At 45.7% G+C, this 19,033-nt stretch carries 18 protein-coding genes; all 18 read left to right on the top strand.

Features of this window, described 5'->3' with window-relative positions; genetic code table 11:
- Positions 1 to 6: 6 nt before the first annotated feature.
- The 18 genes from DSOL_RS00500 (at position 7) to ftsX (ending at position 19,025) form a co-directional block, all read left to right on the top strand.
- The gene (locus DSOL_RS00500) at positions 7 to 396 is read left to right on the top strand and encodes a hypothetical protein (protein WP_075362943.1); all 390 of its coding nucleotides are present in this window, start codon (positions 7 to 9) and stop codon (positions 394 to 396) included.
- A 47-nt stretch (positions 397 to 443) separates the two neighbouring features.
- The gene (locus tag DSOL_RS00495; protein ID WP_075362942.1) at positions 444 to 2,183 is read left to right on the top strand and encodes a DEAD/DEAH box helicase family protein; all 1,740 of its coding nucleotides are present in this window, start codon (positions 444 to 446) and stop codon (positions 2,181 to 2,183) included.
- The gene (locus DSOL_RS00490) at positions 2,146 to 2,895 is read left to right on the top strand and encodes a ComF family protein (RefSeq protein WP_075362941.1); all 750 of its coding nucleotides are present in this window, start codon (positions 2,146 to 2,148) and stop codon (positions 2,893 to 2,895) included. Before DSOL_RS00495 ends, DSOL_RS00490 begins: the two co-directional genes overlap by 38 nt.
- 64 nt (positions 2,896 to 2,959) lie before the next feature.
- On the top strand, positions 2,960 to 3,262 hold the full coding sequence (locus tag DSOL_RS00485) for a zinc-ribbon domain containing protein (RefSeq protein WP_075362940.1): 303 nt from the start codon (positions 2,960 to 2,962) through the stop codon (positions 3,260 to 3,262).
- 424 nt (positions 3,263 to 3,686) lie between these two features.
- The gene (locus DSOL_RS00480; RefSeq protein WP_075362939.1) at positions 3,687 to 5,273 is read left to right on the top strand and encodes an ABC transporter substrate-binding protein; all 1,587 of its coding nucleotides are present in this window, start codon (positions 3,687 to 3,689) and stop codon (positions 5,271 to 5,273) included.
- A 72-nt stretch (positions 5,274 to 5,345) separates the two neighbouring features.
- Positions 5,346 to 6,362, top strand: a complete 1,017-nt coding sequence (locus DSOL_RS00475) for an ABC transporter permease (RefSeq protein WP_075362938.1) — start codon at positions 5,346 to 5,348, stop codon at positions 6,360 to 6,362.
- A gap of 13 nt (positions 6,363 to 6,375) precedes the next feature.
- A complete protein-coding gene (locus DSOL_RS00470) occupies positions 6,376 to 7,266 on the top strand; it encodes an ABC transporter permease (protein WP_075362937.1) in 891 nt (296 codons plus the stop codon).
- Between the two features lie 144 nt (positions 7,267 to 7,410).
- The gene (locus tag DSOL_RS00465; RefSeq protein ID WP_075362936.1) at positions 7,411 to 8,217 is read left to right on the top strand and encodes a basic amino acid ABC transporter substrate-binding protein; all 807 of its coding nucleotides are present in this window, start codon (positions 7,411 to 7,413) and stop codon (positions 8,215 to 8,217) included.
- Between the two features lie 246 nt (positions 8,218 to 8,463).
- Positions 8,464 to 9,135, top strand: a complete 672-nt coding sequence (locus DSOL_RS00460; protein ID WP_427854364.1) for an amino acid ABC transporter permease — start codon at positions 8,464 to 8,466, stop codon at positions 9,133 to 9,135.
- Positions 9,122 to 9,841 carry an amino acid ABC transporter ATP-binding protein gene (locus tag DSOL_RS00455; RefSeq protein WP_075362934.1) on the top strand — a complete coding sequence of 240 codons (720 nt, stop codon included), beginning with the start codon at positions 9,122 to 9,124 and terminating at the stop codon, positions 9,839 to 9,841. Before DSOL_RS00460 ends, DSOL_RS00455 begins: the two co-directional genes overlap by 14 nt.
- A gap of 107 nt (positions 9,842 to 9,948) precedes the next feature.
- Positions 9,949 to 10,146 carry a cold-shock protein gene (locus DSOL_RS00450; RefSeq protein ID WP_075362933.1) on the top strand — a complete coding sequence of 66 codons (198 nt, stop codon included), beginning with the start codon at positions 9,949 to 9,951 and terminating at the stop codon, positions 10,144 to 10,146.
- 168 nt (positions 10,147 to 10,314) lie between these two features.
- Positions 10,315 to 10,845, top strand: a complete 531-nt coding sequence (gene hpf / locus DSOL_RS00445) for a ribosome hibernation-promoting factor, HPF/YfiA family (RefSeq protein ID WP_075362932.1) — start codon at positions 10,315 to 10,317, stop codon at positions 10,843 to 10,845.
- A 661-nt stretch (positions 10,846 to 11,506) separates the two neighbouring features.
- A complete protein-coding gene (gene secA, locus DSOL_RS00435) occupies positions 11,507 to 14,008 on the top strand; it encodes a preprotein translocase subunit SecA (protein ID WP_075362930.1) in 2,502 nt (833 codons plus the stop codon).
- A 263-nt stretch (positions 14,009 to 14,271) separates the two neighbouring features.
- Positions 14,272 to 15,376 (top strand): peptide chain release factor 2 gene (prfB, locus tag DSOL_RS00430; protein WP_139314348.1). Its coding sequence is split into 2 segments (ribosomal slippage): positions 14,272 to 14,340 and positions 14,342 to 15,376, totalling 1,104 coding nucleotides; the frame shifts between segments, so codons are not numbered across the junction.
- A 68-nt stretch (positions 15,377 to 15,444) separates the two neighbouring features.
- Positions 15,445 to 16,275 (top strand): transketolase, encoded by an 831-nt coding sequence (locus tag DSOL_RS00425; RefSeq protein WP_075362928.1) that lies wholly within the window; start codon positions 15,445 to 15,447, stop codon positions 16,273 to 16,275.
- Positions 16,268 to 17,212 (top strand): transketolase family protein, encoded by a 945-nt coding sequence (locus DSOL_RS00420; protein WP_075362927.1) that lies wholly within the window; start codon positions 16,268 to 16,270, stop codon positions 17,210 to 17,212. Before DSOL_RS00425 ends, DSOL_RS00420 begins: the two co-directional genes overlap by 8 nt.
- Before the next feature lie 228 nt (positions 17,213 to 17,440).
- A complete protein-coding gene (gene ftsE, locus DSOL_RS00415) occupies positions 17,441 to 18,127 on the top strand; it encodes a cell division ATP-binding protein FtsE (protein ID WP_075362926.1) in 687 nt (228 codons plus the stop codon).
- Complete coding sequence (gene ftsX, locus DSOL_RS00410; protein ID WP_075362925.1) at positions 18,117 to 19,025, top strand: permease-like cell division protein FtsX; 909 nt, start codon at positions 18,117 to 18,119, stop codon at positions 19,023 to 19,025. The genes ftsE and ftsX overlap by 11 nt, the downstream gene beginning before the upstream one ends.
- Positions 19,026 to 19,033 lie beyond the last annotated feature (8 nt).

Genomic DNA, 19,033 nt, shown 5'->3' with positions numbered 1-19,033 from the left:
GTTTAGATGGTCTTGCTCGGCGTTATCTTGATCTTAGGAATTCTTTTGTGGAGAGTCGTTTCAGGCTTGGAATGGAGTATTCCACTAAAATGCCAGTCTTTAATTGAGGCTTGGAGGGAAAGACTCAGCAGTAAAACACATAGTTTAAACTATGTCTGGGACTCCTATCCGGGGGAAGGGGAGTTGGAGAAGCATTTTTGGCGTCTTCAAAAGGAATTGCCCCAGTTAAGGAAGAGAGTTAACGTCCCGTTATGGATTGAAGTTTATGTCTTTCAAGGCAGGGACACGAGACAGAACCAAAAATACCTATCTTGCCTTCAACGGCGGTTCCCAGAAATCGAAATAACTATGGGCCCTCTTTATGGAGAGGGTCGTGATACATGGGGTGATACATAAACCTGCCTTAGAAATGGCAGGAATAAACATGAGGAGAGGGGTATGTAATGCAATTCTTCTTGACGTTAAATAAAAATGATAACGTCAGTTTTTCTCCTTTTCGGGAGATGGACAAGCTAGATTCGAAAGACATCAGCTATTTGAACTTACCCCTCGACTTGTCGACTATTCAAATCGTTTTCCAACGTCTGCATCGGCGGAGTCCTGCTGATTTTTGGTATAAAAGGTCCAAAAGGGTGGACCTCAAGGCGGAAATCCAAAAAATACTTAAAGCTCTGGGGTGGGACGTGCCAGCCCTTACCTGGGAGGAAGTTAGGCCTGAACAAGAGGATGAAGAACAAAATGATGAGGCCAGGAAGGCCTTCAATCGGATCGTATTAGGAAGGCAACTTTCGCTGAGTGATCTCCGTAGACTTGCCCGAGAGCTTAAGGTTGACGCTCAGGAAATCATAAAATTTGCGCATCTAAATGTAGAGCACGGATCGGCTCAGTGGACCCCCGCTGTGAAGTTACAGGGCAGTGGGTGGCAGTGTCAGCGTTGCGGGGAAACAGATGTGGAGGAATGGCCAAGTCTTCACGGGATAGCAGCAACGTGTCGAAGTTGTGAGAGTATCGGGTCAAGCACTTCTTTGGAGGTTCTTTATCGAGACCATCGTTCACTTTTAGATGGTCCTGTTGAGGTTCAATTTCAGCCACATTGGGTCCTAACAGAAGCTCAACGTCTCGCCAGCGAACAAGTGTTAGAATTCTTGCAAGACCCCTCCGCAGAAAAAGCACTTCTCTGGGCAGCTTGTGGTGCAGGAAAAACAGAGGTGTGTTTCCCATCTGCCGCTAGGGCTCTGAAAGAGGGGAAATCTGTACTTTTTGCCGCTCCCCGTCAAGATGTCATTCATGACATTGTTCCAAGGCTGCAAAGGGACTTTAAAGATTATCCGTTTCAAGTTCTGACAGGAACAACGTCCGTTAAATTCCAAAGTGGAGGAATGGTACTGGCGACCACCCACCAAGTACTAAGATTTTGGCAAGCGTTTGATGTGATTTTTATGGATGAGATGGATGCTTTCCCCTATCATGGGAGCCGGGCTTTAGAATGGGGATTAAACCATGCTCTGCGTCAAGGAGGTAAAATACTCTACTTGACGGCAACCCCTTCCCCGGAAGGATTAAAGGCGGTTCAACAAGGTAAGATGCGGCTCATCCGTCTTCCGGCACGGCATCACCGCACCCCTTTGCCCGTCCCAATTTGGCAAAGACTCCGTCATTCTTTAGAGCCAAACGGGGGTACAGGACGATGCTCCTCTCTGATCGAAACACTAAGGGTGCAAGGACCTGTACTGGTATTCGTCCCTAAGATCTCCTGGCTTGATCCATGGGTCAAATGGTTTCAACGAAGATTTCCGGATTGGCACATTGACGGTAGCTATAGTGCAGACCCAGGGCGTTCTGGGAAACTTAAGCGGTTGCTTCAGGGTAAGTTTGACCTTTTTGTGAGTACGACCATCTTGGAAAGGGGTATCACTCTATCTGGAATACAAGTCGTGGTTTTGGCAGCAGATCATCCTGTTTTTGATGAGCGGGCTTTGGTGCAAATGGCTGGAAGAGTGGGGCGAACCCAAGAAAGTCCAGAGGGAAGGGTCATATTTATGTCTAAGCAAAGGACACCGGCCATGAAGACGGCAGTGCAGTGGATCGAGGAGCAAAATAAGCGGGCTTTGGAATTAGGACTTATTGAGGGGGGGCTGAAAGAGCGTGGAAACCGTAAAAGCCTTCAGGAAGGAAGTAGCTAAGATCACCCGGGCGTTATGGTATACGGACGAAGAAGCTTGCGTATTTTGTGGCAGAGAGAATGGTCCAATCTGCCCGGCTTGTACAACGGACTACCTTCATCCGGAGTTGGGGCGCTGTAAGGGGTGTGGAAAGTTGATTGCTATAACTAAACTGCGCTGCCTTGACTGTGAAGCTGGAAAGGGTCCGAAACAGCTTGATCAGGTTACAGCCTGGGGACACTATTCAGGGGGGGTAAGAGAATTTGTCCAAAACGTAAAATTCAATGCACACCCTCGGGAGGTCATGAAAATCGCTCGTCCATTTTCAGATTGGGCGATTCGCCAACTTCCTGCTGCTGACGGCATTGTGGCTGTGCCAATGCACGCTACCCGTCTAGCAGAACGGGGGTATAATCAGGCAGAGGTCATCTCCTCGGCGTTACATTGGGAATTGGGATTGTCGATTCTCCCGGGGGTTGAACGGATCGAGCCAACCGCGTCTCAAGTTCCGCTTTCCCGTCAGGAACGCCTCCATAACCTGCAAGGTGCTTTTGTGGTACGACAACCGGAGTATCTGGAAGGGCGAAGCGTGTGGCTTGTAGATGATGTGACGACAACGGGAGCAACACTTGAAGCGGTGGCGGAGGTCTTGCGTTCAAGCGGAGTTCGATCCATTTTCGGTTTATGTTTAGCAGCTGGACTTGAAAAAAAACTTGTGCCTTCACAAATTTAGCGTTATAATAATTAGTGGATGGGCACAGCCTATTACATTTTTTTACGTAAGGGGAATATCTTTCATGGCCTTTGAAGACAAAGATCTAGTATGTAAAGACTGCGGAGCAACGTTTATTTTTACAATCGGAGAGCAAGAATTCTATGCTGAAAAGGGTTTCGAAAACGAACCACAACGTTGCCGTGAGTGCCGCAATGCACGCAAAGCAAGCCGTAACTCCCAAGAAGGAAGATCTCGTGAAATGTTTACTGTTGTCTGTGCGGACTGCGGTGTAGAAACACAAGTTCCTTTCCAACCGACATCTGATCGTCCAGTATACTGCCGTGAGTGCTATCAGCACCATCGTCCGGCTCGCGAGCAATATTAATCTCAGCACTTTTAATTGAATTACTTTGATATTGACAAGCATTGGTTGACATTAGTCGATCAGTGCTTTTTATTTATTGTTAAATGTAGTGTTTAGGTGGATTTAAGCTTCAATCATGAATAGAATTACCTGCTAAAAAGGGTTTTTCAACAAGGTTACGCACAGTATCTTTACGAAAAACTGTGTGTTTCAAACACTTATCCACATTATCCACACCCTCCTGTGTGTAACTTTGGGGGATAATTCGAGATTATTGCTCAGTCATAATAAGTTTGTGTAATCGAATAAGCCTCATTAAATATCAACTAAAACTTTTATGGGCGTTCTAAGTTTCTAAAGGCAGGAATTAACCTAAATATATAGAATAAATACATTAAATCTTAACAGAATCTTAATGGTTCATTCAAAAAGAGGAGGAGAAAAAATGAGAAGAAAATTGGCAGGGGTTCTTGCCTCCCTATTTCTAGTGAGCACATTGCTTACTGGGTGCGGCGGAACCACCACCACTGGCGCTGGTCAGAGCGCTGGAGAGAAAACTGTAGTATTTGCACGGGGTGCGGACTCCATCAGCCTTGATCCGGTCATGATTGAGGATGGAGAATCAGCCAAAGTTGTAGCAAATATTTTTGACACTTTGGTGCGCTACAAAGAGGGTTCCACTGAAGTAGAGCCGTCACTTGCCACTGAATGGACCACTTCACCCGATGGAAAAGAGTGGACGTTTAAACTTCGCAAAGGGGTTAAATTCCACGACGGTACACCGTTTAATGCCGAAGCAGTGAAGTTCAATGTGGAACGTCAACTCCCGCCGAATCCAACGGCAGACATGCCCTACGCTGACTTTACGCTTGGCATGGTGGATAAAGTTATTGCTGTGGATGAGAACACCGTTAAATTTATGTTAAAGACACCATATGCTCCATTTCTGTTAAACCTAGCCATGTCGTTGAGTGCTCCCATTGGCTCTCCGACAGCCATAAAAAAATACGGTAAAGACTTTGGTTCAAATCCTGTAGGAACAGGCCCATTTGTCTTTGCAGGTTGGGAAAAGGACTCCAAGATTACCCTCACTGCCAACAAAGATTATTGGGATGGCAAGCCTAAAATTGATAAGCTTGTTTTCGAAGTAGTCAAAGAGAATTCAGTTCGAGCGAATAAACTTATGGCAGGGGAAGCGGATATCATTGATGGTATTGACCCGAATGACGTCGAACGTTTAAAAGGGGATGCCAAGCTTAACTTTAGTACTTCTCCCGGTATGAATATCAACTACATGGGAATGCGTGCAGACCGTAAACCTTTCAATGATCCTAAAGTTCGCCAAGCAATCTCCATGGCCATTAATCGCGACGAAATGGTCAAAAGCCTTTACAAGGGAAATGCCGCATTAGCCAACGGTCCCTTGCCTTCCATTCTTTTCGGCTATGATAAAGACTTACAACCATATCCCTTTGATCAGGCAAAAGCTAGACAACTTTTGAAAGAAGCCGGTTACGATAATAACTTAAGCTTCGAACTCATTAGTTATCCAAACCCACGTCCATACAATGCGGTCGGTGGAGACAGTTTAGCCACGGCGATTCAGGGATACTTGAAACAGGTTGGAGTAACTATGAAAATCACCTCTGCAGCTTGGAAAGAGCATAAAGAGAATGTGAAAAACGGAAAAGCGGAAGCTTATCTGTACGGCTGGGTGGGTGATAATGGGGACCCGGATAACTTCTTGTATGCTCTACTTCACTCCAGTCAAATTGGCAATGGCCGCTTGAATGATGCAAAATACAATAATCCCAAATATGATGAACTGCTGATGAAGGCTCAACAAAGCTCAGATAAAACCGAGCGGATTAAGGATTACGCTGAGGCTCAACAAATTCTTGTCAAGGATGCGCCTTGGGTATTTATTAGCAGTTCCATGGACATGGCTGCTGCAAGCAAAAGTATTACAGGGTTCAAGATCCACCCAACAGGAGTATACTTCTTAAGAACGTTAGATAAAACAACTAAATAGTTTGCTTCTATTTAGGCATACTGCATTTACCAAGGGCTTGCCCTTGGTAAATGCATTTGGAGGGAAAAAACCGTGCTGAGGTACATTATACGTCGCATCTTATTATTATTCCCGGTCCTATTTGGGGTATCACTACTGGTGTTCCTCGTTTTGCATGTGTTTACCGTCGATCCTACCTCTGTCATTTTGGGACAACATGCTACAGTGGAAAAACAGGAAGCACTTCGGCAGGAGCTCGGGTTAAACGACCCGCTTTACGTTCAGTTTGGACATTTCATCGGCGGGGCAGTTACAGGGGATTTGGGTAGGTCATTGTTTACCAAGGAGCCTGTTACCAAGGAGATCATATCACGATTTCCAGCAACCATTGAGCTGACCGTAGTCGCTTTGTTCTTGGCCTCTATCGTTGGGATCTGGGTTGGGATTATATCGGCAGTAAAACAATACTCTTCCTTGGATTATTTGAGTATGTTAGGGGCCCTTCTGGGAGTATCCATGCCCATCTTTTGGCTGGGTCTTATTTTTATTGATCTTTTTGCAGTCCGACTGGGTTGGCTTCCCACGAGTAATCGGCTTGGCCCAACGACGGACATGGTGGTGTATACGAAATTCTTTATTATCGACAGTATCATTCATGGCTTTCAAACAGGAGATTGGGGCGCCTTGGGAGATACTGCGCGGCACATTATTATGCCTGCGGTCGTCTTGGGGGCCTCTTCAACCGCTGTTATTGCTCGGATGACTCGCTCCAGCATGCTTGAAGTCATACGGCAAGACTATGTCCGTACTGCTAGGGCCAAAGGGTTGGGCAACCGCTCGGTCATCCTCAAACACACGCTCAAAAACGCTATGATTCCAATCATAACAGTGATTGGGTTACAATTTGGCAGTCTGTTGGGCGGCGCGGTCCTTACAGAGACGATTTTCTCCTGGCCTGGTGTGGGTTCATTGACGTTTATGGCAATTGATCATTCTGATTTTCCCTTAGTTCAGGGAACCGTGCTCCTCAGTGCCGCCGTTTACGTACTGGTAAATTTGGTCGTGGATCTCCTTTATGCGTTCATTGATCCGCGGATTCACTACGCTTAAGGAGGAGATACCTATGTCTTCAGTAGAATTACAAACCACTCAACCTGAATCATTGGAGGACAAGCCGGATGAGTCACAATATCTTTTACGGCGATTTTTTCGTAACAAGATGGCAGTCCTAGGGCTTTTTGTTTTCCTGTTTATGATTCTCATAGCCATTTTCGCCCCCTTACTCGCGCCGTATGATCATCTTCAGACGGATTTGAGTGTAAGCTTACAAACACCGTCGTCTGCTCATTGGTTTGGAACGGATGAATTCGGACGAGATATTCTTTCCAGAATTCTTTTTGGGGCACGGGTTTCACTTATGGTTGGAGTCATCGCCGTAGGGATATCCTTCTCACTGGGGACTACCTTGGGCCTGATTGCTGGTTATATTGGAGGAGTCTGGGATGATGTCATCATGCGCTTTACGGATATTCTCTTAGCCTTTCCGTCAATTCTTTTAGCCATTGCGATTATGACAGGACTCGGGCGTGGGGTCGGAAACGCCATGATTGCCATAGGGATCGTAGGAATACCGGTTTATGCTCGTATTGTTCGTGGCCAGGTACTCGCTGTGCGCTCTCAAGAATATGTGGAAGCAGCAAAATCGATCGGGGCAGGGTCTGTGCGGCAAATTCTACGCCATATCCTTCCCAATGTTGTGGCACCCTTGATCGTACAAATCTCCTTGGGAATGTCGACCGCTATCTTGGAAGCGGCTTCTCTAGGGTTTCTAGGCTTGGGCGTCCAACCTCCGCAGGCAGAATGGGGGGATATGATTGCCCACGGGCGCAGGTTTATTAATAATGCGGCCTACATGATTTACTTTCCCGGTATTGCAATTTCCTTAACAGTCTTGGGTTTAAATCTCTTTGGAGACGGGTTACGGGATATTTTGGACCCTCGTCTAAAAAAATAACATAATTGATGAAGATAGAAAAAATAGGTGTTGAATAAATATTCATGGTTATGTATAATTAGGAACAACAAGGATGAGCTAAAGCTAATAAGGATAATCTATAGGTGAAGCTTTCTGAACTCATCAAAAGAGAGGGGAATAAAAATGTTCAAATCGAAATTTCGTCTTGTTTTGACCGGATTACTAAGCTTAAGCCTCTTGACACTGGCTGGATGCGGAAGTGCCAGCACACCTGCCCCGACACCCACCACTCCTGCTCCTGCTGCGGCTGATAAGGTTCTGAAGGTTGGGTCTGATATCGCCTATGCACCGTTTGAATTTATGGATGAAAAGCAACAACCGACGGGGTTTGATATTGAACTCATTCAAGCACTTGGAGCAGATATGGGCTTTACCAAGGTCAATATTGAAACAACTGCTTTTGACGGCTTAATTCCTGCCTTGCAAGCGGGTAAATATGATGCTGTTATTTCAGCTATGACGATTACTGATGATCGTTCCAAGAATGTACAATTTAGTGATAAGTATTTTAAGACCGTTCAATATATTGCTATGAAAAAAGGTACGGACTTCAAAAAACTAGCAGACTTAAAAGGGAAAAAGGTTGGAGTTCAACTCAATACTACAGGGCAATTTGCTGTTGAAAAATTGGGAATGACCCCCAAAAAATACGACACAACACCAGATGCGCTTAATGATCTATTGAACGGCGGTCTGGATGCTGTTGTGGCTGATGCTCCAGTTGTGTTGTGGTTCCAAGCTCAAAATGCGAGTGCCCAAATAAACTCGGTTGAAGCAGACACAGACCAAGAGTATTATGGAATAGCCATGAAGCTAGGAAATAAAGAGTTGGCTGATAAAATGAATGCTTCCTTGAAAAAGTTCATTGGTAACGGCAAATATAATGAAATCTACAAAAAGTGGTTTAAAAAGGATGCACCAAAGTTCTAAGGAATCTGCAGTTTTAAACTCGCTGTTGATCTACAACATACTGTAATAAAAGAAATGGAAGGTACTTACTAAGTACCTTCCATTTCTTTTTACTTTTTGCCGCGGAATCATGAATGTATTTTACTTGTATAAATTTGAAGTAAAATGTATAATTTTATCCGATGGCAAGAGAATATATAAATTCCATGTTTGGACTCATCTTTTATCGTTTATGTTAAGAAAAAATAAGGAGGATTTCCTGTGGAAATGAACTGGAAGGCGGCTATCGATAGCATCCCAATTCTTAATAAGGCAGCCTTACTTACTTTGGAGCTTACAGCTGGTGCAGTCGCTATCGGGGTTGTTATTGGGCTCTTCATGGCTTTGGCTCGGTTATCCAAAACCAAAATTACCCGTGCGATCGCTATTGGCTATATTGATTTTTTCCGAGGAACCCCACTACTGGTCCAAATCTTTCTAGTGTATTTTTTAGTCCCTAGACTTTTCCATTGGGAAACCTTGCCAGATAACTATCAGTATTTTGCGGGAGTTTTAGCGATGGGTTTAAACTCGGGTGCTTATATTGCAGAGATCTTTAGAGCCGGAATTCAATCTATTGATCGGGGGCAAACGGAAGCAGCTCGATCGTTGGGAATGACTCAGAATCAGGCCATGCGGTATGTTATTCTTCCCCAGGCGTTTAAACGGGTGATTCCGCCCTTAGGCAACGAATTTATTGCCCTACTTAAAGATTCGTCTCTGTTATCGATTATCGCGATTCAAGAACTGTTCTATAGCGGGAAAATTATCGCTGGACGGACGTTTCAGCCTATTCCCATGTATATTTCTGTGGCCCTGTACTACCTTTTGATGACCCAGTTAATATCTCAATGGGTTGCATATATGGAGAGGAGGCTGGGCAAAAATGATTTACGTTAAGAATTTGCATAAATCCTATGGGAAACTCGAAGTCTTGAAAGGGATTAATTGCCACATTAAGGAAAAAGAAGTGGTTGTAGTCATAGGCCCAAGTGGTTCAGGGAAGAGCACTTTTTTGCGTTGCCTAAACAAATTGGAAGAGCCTACGAGCGGGGAAATTATTGTCGATGGGATTCCGCTTAACTCCGAGATAAATGTGAATGCGATTCGTCGGGAAGTGGGCATGGTGTTTCAACGGTTTAACCTCTTTCCGCATATGACCGCACTCCAAAATGTAGTACTTGCTCCAGAAATCGTTCGTAAAACGAATAAAGCGGAAGCGGAAAAGATCGGATTAGAACTATTAGATAAAGTGGGTCTATCTGATAAAGCGGGTGAATATCCAGATCGCCTTTCGGGCGGGCAACAACAACGGGTTGCTATTGCCCGAGCTTTAGCTATGAAACCGAAGATTATGCTTTTTGACGAGACCACTTCTGCGCTGGACCCGGAAATGGTCGGAGAAGTACTCGCCGTAATGAAAGACTTAGCCCGTGAAGGGATGACCATGGTTGCCGTGACTCATGAGATGGGATTTGCCCGTGAAGTCGGCGATCGGGTAATTTTCATGGATGAAGGGATTATTATGGAAGAAGGAGTGCCCAGCGAGGTTTTTGCTAATCCGAAGAATCCGCGGACACAGGCGTTTTTGAGTAAGATATTATAAGAAGTTTAGATTCCTTCAATGCTGGTTATCCTCCTAAGGTATGAGTCAAGTCTTTAGTGAAGCTGGAACTTCGCTTCAGGTCTTGGACAATTCAAGGAGGTATTTTGGTGTTAGGTAAAGTTAAATGGTTCAGTAAACAAAAAGGCTACGGTTTCATCGAGCAGGAAAGCGGGCAAGATGTATTTGTTCATTTTCAAGCTGTAATTGGAGAGGGATTTCGTACGCTTGAAGAAGGACAGTCCGTTGAGTTCGATGTTATTCAAGGTCCACGCGGTGAGCAAGCTTCTAACGTGATGGTCCTTTAACGCAGTTATTGATGAACCTGCCAAGGAGAGAATCGCTAAAAAAGTGTACGGTTCTCTCTTTGTGTTTAGTTAAAAAAATTTTGACAAGCTAAACTTTAAAATTTGCAGGATTTTTTGTGTAAATCGGGAATATTACTTTCATACCATCATTGAAGGGGGTTGAGGTTAATGAATATTATTATTCGTGGTAAACACATTGAACTGACAGACGCACTTAAAGAGTATGTCATGAAGCGGGTGGGTAAGTTAGCCAAATACTCAGATGAGTTCATGGATGTTCAAGTGACCTTGCTGGTTGAGCGCGATCGACATCGGGTAGAGGTAACAGCCCCAATTCATGGTATGATCTTACGTGGAGAAGAAGAAACTGAAGATATGTATTCTTCGATTGATATGGTTGTTGAGAAATTGGAACGCCAAATCGATAAATATCGAACACGCATTAATAAACGGATGCGCTCTAAGGTCTTGAAGGATCATGAACCTAAGCAACCTGTCGTTGCAAACGATGAACCACGCGAGGAAGTCGTTCGGAGTAAGAAATTCCCTGCGAAACCCATGTCAGTTGAAGAAGCGATTATGCAGATGAATCTGGTTGGACACACCTTCTTTGTGTTTACGAATGCGGAGAGTCAAGAAATGAACGTAGTTTACCACCGCAACAATGGAGACTATGGCTTACTCCAACCCCAGACTTAGCAGCTTTAAAGCCGGGTAAGTCGCGGCGTACTCGGATAAAGAAAACTTGGCTAGCGCCAAGCCTTGGCGAAGGCGGTCGCCTTAGTTGCACTTATGCCACCTGAAATTATACTTTCTGATTGGTATAAAGAAAACTTGGCTAGCGCCAAGCCTTGGCGAAGGCGGTCGCCTTAGTTGCACTTATGCCACCTGAAATTTATGCTTTCTGATTGGTATAAAGAAAACTTGGCTAGCGCCAAGCCTTGGCGAAGGCGGTCGCCTTAGTTGCACTTATGCCACCTGAAATTTATGCTTTCTGATTGGTATAAAGAAAACTTGGCTAGCGCCAAGCCTTAGCGAAGGCGGTCGCCTTAGTTGCACTTATGCGCTGGCCATGGATGGCCAAGTGTCCCTGTAGCCAAGACTCAAACAGGATGTTCGAGATTAGAGCGCTGCCAAGGATGGCAAAGCGCCGTGATGGCGAGAAGGGACCCACCCGAAACTTATACTTTCGAGCTTGGTGCAGAAACAGTCGCTTTTATGAATCAAGCGAAAAGGCCCGCAAATGCGGGTCTTTTCATATACATAGGGAAAATATTCCTAAATCACCTAGCTTGGTTGCAGTCGCTTCTCAAGGATGTTAAAATTAATGAACACATAAGGATTGAGAAAGGTGGACATAATGGGTTTTTTAAGTTTGTTCGATGATAATGCGCGAGAAATACGGAAATATCAAAAGCGCGTTGAAGTGATTAATAGCTTTGAACCGGCGATCCAAGCCCTGGGCGATGACGAATTACGTGGCAAAACCGCTGAATTCAAAGGACGTTTGGAACGGGGAGAAAGTCTAGATGCTCTGTTACCAGAGGCTTTTGCTGTTGTACGCGAGGCTGGCAGGAGGGTGATTACCCAAAGACATTATGATGTGCAGTTAATTGGGGGTATGGTGCTTCACGACGGTCGAATTGCAGAAATGCGTACTGGGGAAGGAAAAACCCTCGTGGCCACTTTGCCGTCCTATCTGAATGCCTTAACCGGGCAAGGAGTTCATGTAATTACCGTTAATGATTATTTAGCTCGTCGTGACAGTGAATGGATGGGGCAAATTCACCAGTTTCTCGGGCTATCCGTGGGTTTAATTGTTCATGGTTTAAACTATGAGGAACGCCGTAGCAGCTATGCAGCAGACATAACGTATGGCACAAATAATGAATTTGGTTTTGATTATCTGAGGGATAATATGGTAACTCGGCCGGATGGCCTGGTGCAGCGTGAACTGAACTATGCTATTGTGGACGAAGTGGACTCTATCCTTGTTGACGAAGCACGTACTCCCCTGATCATATCAGGCGAGGCAGATAAGCCTACGGAGTTATATTTCCGGGTTGCGATGATTATTCCCCGTTTAAAACCTGAAGAGGATTATAAAGTTATAGAAAAAGAGCGTGTTGTTACCCTTACAGAACAAGGAGTTAGTCGGGTGGAGAGCATGCTGGGTGTGGATAATCTTTATGAGGATATTCATACCGAGTTGGCCCATCATGTCAATCAGGCTTTGAAAGCACAGACCCTCTTCAAACGGGACCGCGACTATGTGGTCAAGGACGGCGAAGTGATTATTGTCGATGAATTTACCGGACGTCTGATGTTTGGTCGCCGTTACAGTGAAGGGTTACACCAAGCCATTGAAGCTAAAGAAGGCGTGAAGATCGAAAAAGAATCCCAGACACTAGCCACCATTACCTTTCAGAACTACTTCCGGATGTACAAAAAACTCTCAGGGATGACCGGGACGGCCATGACGGAAGAACCGGAGTTTAGAAAGATTTATAAGCTCGATGTCGTGGAAATACCAACAAACAAACCCATGATTCGCAACGATGATCCAGACGTGATTTATCGTTCGGAAAAAGGCAAGTTCTTGGCTGTTGTCGATAGTGTAATTGAGCGTCATGCCAAAGGACAACCGCTTCTTGTCGGAACAGTTTCAGTTGAGAAATCGGAGTATCTAAGTGACCTCTTGGGACGGCGTGGTGTTCCTCATCAAGTTCTTAATGCCAAGTATCATGAAAAAGAGGCTCAAATTGTTTCTCAAGCAGGACAGCCCGGAATGGTTACGATTGCCACTAACATGGCAGGTCGTGGAACAGATATCATTCTGGGTGAGGGCGTGTCTGAACTAGGGGGCTTGCATATCATTGGGACAGAGCGGCATGAATCCCGGCGCATTGACAACCAATTACGCGGACGTGCTGCACGACAAGGGGATCCAGGATCAACTCAATTCTTTATTTCCTTAGAAGACGACTTGATGCGCTTGTTTGGTGCTGAAAATATCATGGGCATTATGGATAAATTGGGGATGGATGACTCCATGCCAATTGCTTCAAAGATGATTTCTCGTTCCATTGAAACTGCTCAACGACGAGTTGAAAATCGCAACTTTGACATCCGGAAACACGTTCTTGATTATGATGATGTCATGAATCAACAACGTGAGGTGATCTATGCCCAGCGCAGGGCGGTGCTCATGGGAGAAAACCTCCAGGACCACATTTCGGACATGCTGGAAAAAGCGGTCACCGATAGCGTCACAATGTTTAGTGGAGAAAGTCCCTTCCCTGAAGAGTGGGATTTAACAGGACTAGCGGATTATGTTGAAAATTTCTTTTTGCCAGGAATTCATTTAGACCCGGAACAACTTGCAGATCTTTCGCGCGAAGAGATTGAGCAAACCCTCCTCGATAAAGCTAAAGAACTTTACCAAAGTCGCGAAGAGCAGTTTAGTCCTGAACTGATGCGGGAAATCGAACGTGCGGTAATGCTCCAAGTGGTAGACAGCAAATGGATGGATCATCTTGATGCCATGGATATGCTGCGTGAGGGTATTGGTCTTCGTGCTTATGGGCAGAAAGATCCATTAGTTGAATACAGGCGTGAAGGATTTGAAATGTTCCAAGCCATGATTGATTCGATTCAGGATGATATCATCCGTTATGTCATGCGGGTGACCCCACAAGTACGTGAAGAAGTTTCTGAACAGCCACGGAACGTTACGGAGAACCTCTATGAAGGGGAACCTAGTGAACCGGTTCATACAGGGGACCAGATTGGACGAAACGATCTTTGTTCGTGTGGAAGTGGGAAAAAATACAAGAAGTGTTGTGGATCGGGCAAGAAGTAGTCTCGGTAACACTCGCTAAACCATACGTTCTCAGAGCCAATCTAAGGCTCAAGTGCGGATGATTGCGGACAGGGTACCCGCCAAATTCGGCATCCGTGCCTCAGTTGGCGGCGAGGAACGTCCATGTGCCTCGCCCTGTTAATGAAAGCGCACTTGAACCAAGATTGGCTAACTGTTCACGTAAAGGCCCGCTACGTGTTCTCGAGACTTCTTTGGGGAGCCATAGGCTAGGTAGTTATAAATGTTTGGAAGGGTGAAAAAGAGTGCTTTCTGAATGGAAAAAGGAATTGGAAATGTTAACAATGTGCTTGGCAGATTTGAGGGTTTCTCTTTGACGTCGCTCAGCGGTTAGAAAAGATTAGTGTTCTGGAGGGAGAATTCCAACGCCCTAATTTGTGGGATAATCCGGTCTTAGCCCAAAAGATTACGCAGGAGTTGTCTCTTCATCAGGCAAAGGTTAGGATATACGATGAGTTAAAGCAGGGACTTGAAGAAACCGAAACCCTCTGGCAGCTGGCAATGGAAGAAGACGATGTGAGCCTAGAACCTGAGATCGAGCAAGGGATAAAGGGACTAAGGAGTCGATTTGAGGAGTTGGAACTGGAAATATTGCTCAGTGGGCAGTATGACCGGAATAATGCTATCTTGACGTTACATGCCGGAGCTGGAGGAACGGAAGCCCAAGATTGGGTGCAAATGCTTTATCGCCTCTATATACGTTGGGGAGAACGACACGGATATAACGTGGAGACCTTGGACATTTTACCCGGGGAGGAAGCGGGCATAAAGAGTGCAACGTTGTCCTTCAGTGGGGAAAATGCGTATGGATATGCCAAGTCCGAAAAGGGGGTCCATCGGTTAGTGCGAATTTCGCCGTTTGATGCGTCAGGACGTCGTCATACTTCGTTCGCTTCTGTGGATGTTATTCCGGAAGTGACAGAGGATAACGAAATAACAATTGATCCTGAAGAGCTGAGGGTGGATACCTACCGTTCGGGTGGGGCAGGCGGACAGCATGTTAACAAGACAGATTCGGCTATTCGGATTACGCACTTGCCGTCCGGGACCGTAGTCCAGTGTCAGAGCGAGCGCTCCCAAACTCAAAACAAGGCTGCGGCCATGCGAGTTTTGCAGGCCAAGTTGCTGGAACTTAAGCGCAAGGAGCAAGAAGCTGAGATTTCCGAAATCCGCGGTGAACAACAAGAGATTGCTTGGGGTAGCCAAATACGCTCTTATGTTTTCCATCCCTACAGCTTAGTCAAAGACCACCGTACCAATGTGGAAACTGGGAATGTTTCAGCAGTAATGGATGGAGAAATCAATGCATTCATTGCGGCCTTTCTCCAAAAAACAAAAAAAGTACAGTAACAACAGAGTATTGACATTGATGTTTTGGACAGTATCCATTGATAATATGAGCTAAAGGAGGGGATCGCTTGACCGCTATTGAACTGAAGCGAGTAGCTAACGTTATTCGTCAAGACATTATTTCCATGCTTGTACCAGCAAAATCTGGGCATCCCGGTGGAAGTTTATCTGCCGCTGATATTGTAGCGACGTTATTTTTCCAAGAAATGCGCATAAATTCGGAGGATCCGCTTTGGGCAGATCGTGACCGTTTCGTTCTATCTAAAGGGCATGCAGCTCCCGTATTGTATTCCGCTCTTGCAGAGAAGGGGTATTTCCCTAAGGAAGAGTTGCAAGGACTTCGTCAAACTGGTCGAATGCTCCAGGGGCATCCTGATATGAAGAGAACCCCTGGTGTTGATATGTCCACGGGTTCCTTAGGGCAAGGGCTTTCAGCGGCCAATGGAATGGCTTTGGCGGCAAAGTTAGATGCTAAAGATTATCGAGTGTTTGTCCTCTTAGGTGACGGTGAGGTTGCAGAGGGCCAAGTTTGGGAAGCGGCGATGGCGGCTGCCCACTACAAACTGGATAATGTCACAGCAATCCTAGACTTTAATGGACTGCAAATTGATGGGGCCACAGATAGTGTCATGTGTTCTGCTCCACTTGCTGAAAAGTGGCGGGCATTTTGCTGGCACGTGATTGAAGTGGATGGGCATGATGTCGATGCTTTGCTGGCAGCGTATGCTGAGGCAAAACAGGTCAAAGGAAAACCGAGCATCATCATTGCCAAAACAGTGAAGGGCAAAGGGGTTTCCTTTATGGAAAACCAAGCTGGTTGGCATGGCAATGCACCTAGTGTGGAACAAGGCGAGCAAGCCCTGAAAGAATTACGAGAGGAGGCTGCGAACCTTGGCTGATAAAATAGCGACACGTGACGCGTATGGCAAAGCCCTTCTGACTCTTGGAGCTGAAAATCCGAAGGTTGTTGTCTTGGATGCAGATCTCTCGAAGTCGACGAAAACTGCGGACTTTGGCAAAAAGTATCCTGAACGCTTCTTTAACATGGGCATTGCCGAGTCGAACCTCTTAGGAACGGCTGCTGGACTAGCAACTGCGGGCAAAATTCCGTTTGCGAGTACCTTTGCGATTTTTGCAGTGGGACGAGCATTTGAGCAAATTCGCAACTCAATTGCTTATCCAAAACTTAATGTTAAAATTGCCGCTACCCACGCTGGAATTACGGTAGGGGAAGACGGAGGTTCACATCAGGCCATTGAAGACGTGGCGATCATGCGTGCCGTCCCGAACATGGTGGTGTTAGTCCCTGCCGATGGGGAAGAAACTCGCCAGGTGGTTTTAGCGGCTGCCGAATATAAAGGCCCGGTTTATATTCGGATGGGGCGCTTGGCGCTTCCAGTCCTCTTCGGAGAAGAGTATCGCTTTGAAATCGGGAAGGCGAATGTCTTACAAGAAGGGACAGACGTTGCCATCATGGCTAATGGCGTGATGGTTTCCATGGCTTTAGAAGCGGCTGCAGAACTTGCTGCCGAGGGGATTAGCGTGAGCGTCGTCAATGTCGCCTCTGTAAAACCTTTGGATGAAGAAACTATTGTGCGCGTTGCCAAGCAAACGAAGGCTGTCGTGACGGCGGAAGAACACAACATCATCGGCGGATTGGGAAGTGCAATCTCAGAGGTACTAGGCGAGAAGCAGCCTACACCAATGGTTCGCGTCGGACTTAGAGACACGTTTGGAGAGTCTGGGCGTCCTCAGGAACTGCTGGAGAAGTTCGGGTTAACCAAGGAGAATTTGGTTAAAGCAGTCCATGAGGTTTTGACTAAAAAACTGAGGTAATTTAGCGAAAAACTAGTTTTGTTTAGCATTTTGATATTGGGACTAGCTTTTTGGGAAGGCTAGTCCCTCTGTTTTGGTCAGTAAAATGAGTATCTTTTAACAGTAAGAATATAGTTTGCTGTTTGCAGGACTTGTATTAAAGAGGCAAGAGGAAATTTACGACGCGTGTCGAATGGTATAAGAGTTATGGGAAAAAGAGTGAGGCGTGCGAAAATCAAGGAGGACAGTATGATACAATTGACAAATGTGTCCAAGATTTATCAGAACGGTGCCAAAGCTCTTGTTAATGTCAATCTTAAAATTGGCAAAGGGGACTTCGTTTTTTTGGTGGGTCCCAGCGGAGCTGGTAAATCGACGCTGATAAAATTACTTTATCGTGATGAAACCCCGACGCGGGGACAGGTTCAGATTAATAGTAAAAATCTGGTGCGAATGAAAGAAAGGGAAGTGCCCTATTTACGACGTAGTATTGGGGTCATCTTTCAGGACTTTAAGTTGTTACCGAATAAAACTGTTTTTGAAAATGTGGCTTTTGCCCTCGAAGTGATCGGGGTCGCCAAAAGCGAGGTTCAGGTCCGTACACGTGCGTCGCTGGAACTGGTCGGACTTGCGGCCAAAGAAAATTCCTTTCCGCATGAATTGTCAGGGGGGGAGCAGCAACGGGTCTGTGTGGCACGAGCTATTATTAACAATCCGGCACTACTGGTGGCTGACGAACCTACTGGTAACTTGGACCCGGATACTGCATGGGAAATCATGGACTTGTTGTACAACATCAATAAACGAGGGACAACTGTGGTCATGGCCACTCATGCTCGAGCGATTGTGAACAAAATGCAAAAGCGAGTCATTGCCATCGAGGACGGACGGGTAGCGCGGGACGAAGAACAGGGAGGATATGGCTATGACGCTTAATTCCACCCGTTATATTCTACGTGAGACGCTTCACTCTATGAAGCGTAATCCCTGGCTTAGTATTGCATCAGTATTAACCGTGATGGTTTCTCTTGTGATCCTAGGCTTTTCTGTATTTTTTCTGGCCAACGCCTCCAATATGGCGAAATCGTTTGAATCCCAACTGGAAATTGCTACTTTTGTGCAAAATAGCGCAACCCAGCCAGAAGTACAGGCTTTAAAAAGCAAGATAGAAGCCATGCCTGGAGTGGCTTCTGTGACCGTTGTCACCAAGGATCAAGCCCTCGCTGATTTCGGTAAAACCATGGATGGAACCCAAAGTAGTGGTGGATCACAAAGTAGTCTTGTAGCTGATCTCGGGGGAACCAATCCCTTTCCAGATAAATTGACAGTCAAAGTATCTGATCCGAAGAGTGTTCAAACCATAGCCGATCAGTTATCCGTGCTTCAGGGAGTAGAGAAAGTCCGGTACGGACAAGGATATGTGGACAAGCTTCTAAAATTTACACAATGGTTAAGGTGGATTGGCCTTGGTGTCGTTGCCGCTTTTTCCACCGCATCGATTGTGCTCATTTCCATTAATGTCAAAATGAACGTCTTTTCCCGGCGTCGCGAAATTCAGATTATGAAATTAGTAGGCGCTAGCAACGGTTTTGTTCGATGGCCATTTCTGATTGAAGGGTTGGCACTAGGACTGATTGGGGGAGCAGTTGCTGCGGTCATTGTTGGCATGGGCTACAATTGGATCAGTATGTATGTTCAATCGACGTTAACGTTTCTACCAGTTGTCCAAAATACAGTCCTTTTTCACCAGATTTCAGTCGGGCTTTTGCTGGCCGGGATGGGAATGGGTGCTATTGGAAGTGGACTATCGTTGCAAAAGTTTTTGCGTGCCTAGAGAGGTAA

The sequence above is a fragment of the Desulfosporosinus metallidurans genome, from assembly GCF_001936615.1.
In the GTDB taxonomy this organism is placed as follows: Bacteria; Bacillota; Desulfitobacteriia; order Desulfitobacteriales; family Desulfitobacteriaceae; genus Desulfosporosinus; species Desulfosporosinus metallidurans.
This window is presented reverse-complemented; position numbering and strand designations above follow the sequence as displayed.

What these genes read in the sequence shown, in the direction of transcription:
- DSOL_RS00500 (WP_075362943.1), top strand. Translation starts at nt 7, where the DNA reads ATGGTCTTGCTCGGCGTTATCTTGATCTTAGGAATTCTTTTGTGGAGA.
- ftsE (WP_075362926.1), top strand. Translation starts at nt 17,441, where the DNA reads ATGATACAATTGACAAATGTGTCCAAGATTTATCAGAACGGTGCCAAA.
- DSOL_RS00495 (WP_075362942.1), top strand. Translation starts at nt 444, where the DNA reads ATGCAATTCTTCTTGACGTTAAATAAAAATGATAACGTCAGTTTTTCT.
- secA (WP_075362930.1), top strand. Translation starts at nt 11,507, where the DNA reads ATGGGTTTTTTAAGTTTGTTCGATGATAATGCGCGAGAAATACGGAAA.
- ftsX (WP_075362925.1), top strand. Translation starts at nt 18,117, where the DNA reads ATGACGCTTAATTCCACCCGTTATATTCTACGTGAGACGCTTCACTCT.
- DSOL_RS00465 (WP_075362936.1), top strand. Translation starts at nt 7,411, where the DNA reads ATGTTCAAATCGAAATTTCGTCTTGTTTTGACCGGATTACTAAGCTTA.
- DSOL_RS00470 (WP_075362937.1), top strand. Translation starts at nt 6,376, where the DNA reads ATGTCTTCAGTAGAATTACAAACCACTCAACCTGAATCATTGGAGGAC.
- DSOL_RS00485 (WP_075362940.1), top strand. Translation starts at nt 2,960, where the DNA reads ATGGCCTTTGAAGACAAAGATCTAGTATGTAAAGACTGCGGAGCAACG.
- DSOL_RS00455 (WP_075362934.1), top strand. Translation starts at nt 9,122, where the DNA reads ATGATTTACGTTAAGAATTTGCATAAATCCTATGGGAAACTCGAAGTC.
- DSOL_RS00480 (WP_075362939.1), top strand. Translation starts at nt 3,687, where the DNA reads ATGAGAAGAAAATTGGCAGGGGTTCTTGCCTCCCTATTTCTAGTGAGC.
- hpf (WP_075362932.1), top strand. Translation starts at nt 10,315, where the DNA reads ATGAATATTATTATTCGTGGTAAACACATTGAACTGACAGACGCACTT.
- DSOL_RS00460 (WP_427854364.1), top strand. Translation starts at nt 8,464, where the DNA reads ATGAACTGGAAGGCGGCTATCGATAGCATCCCAATTCTTAATAAGGCA.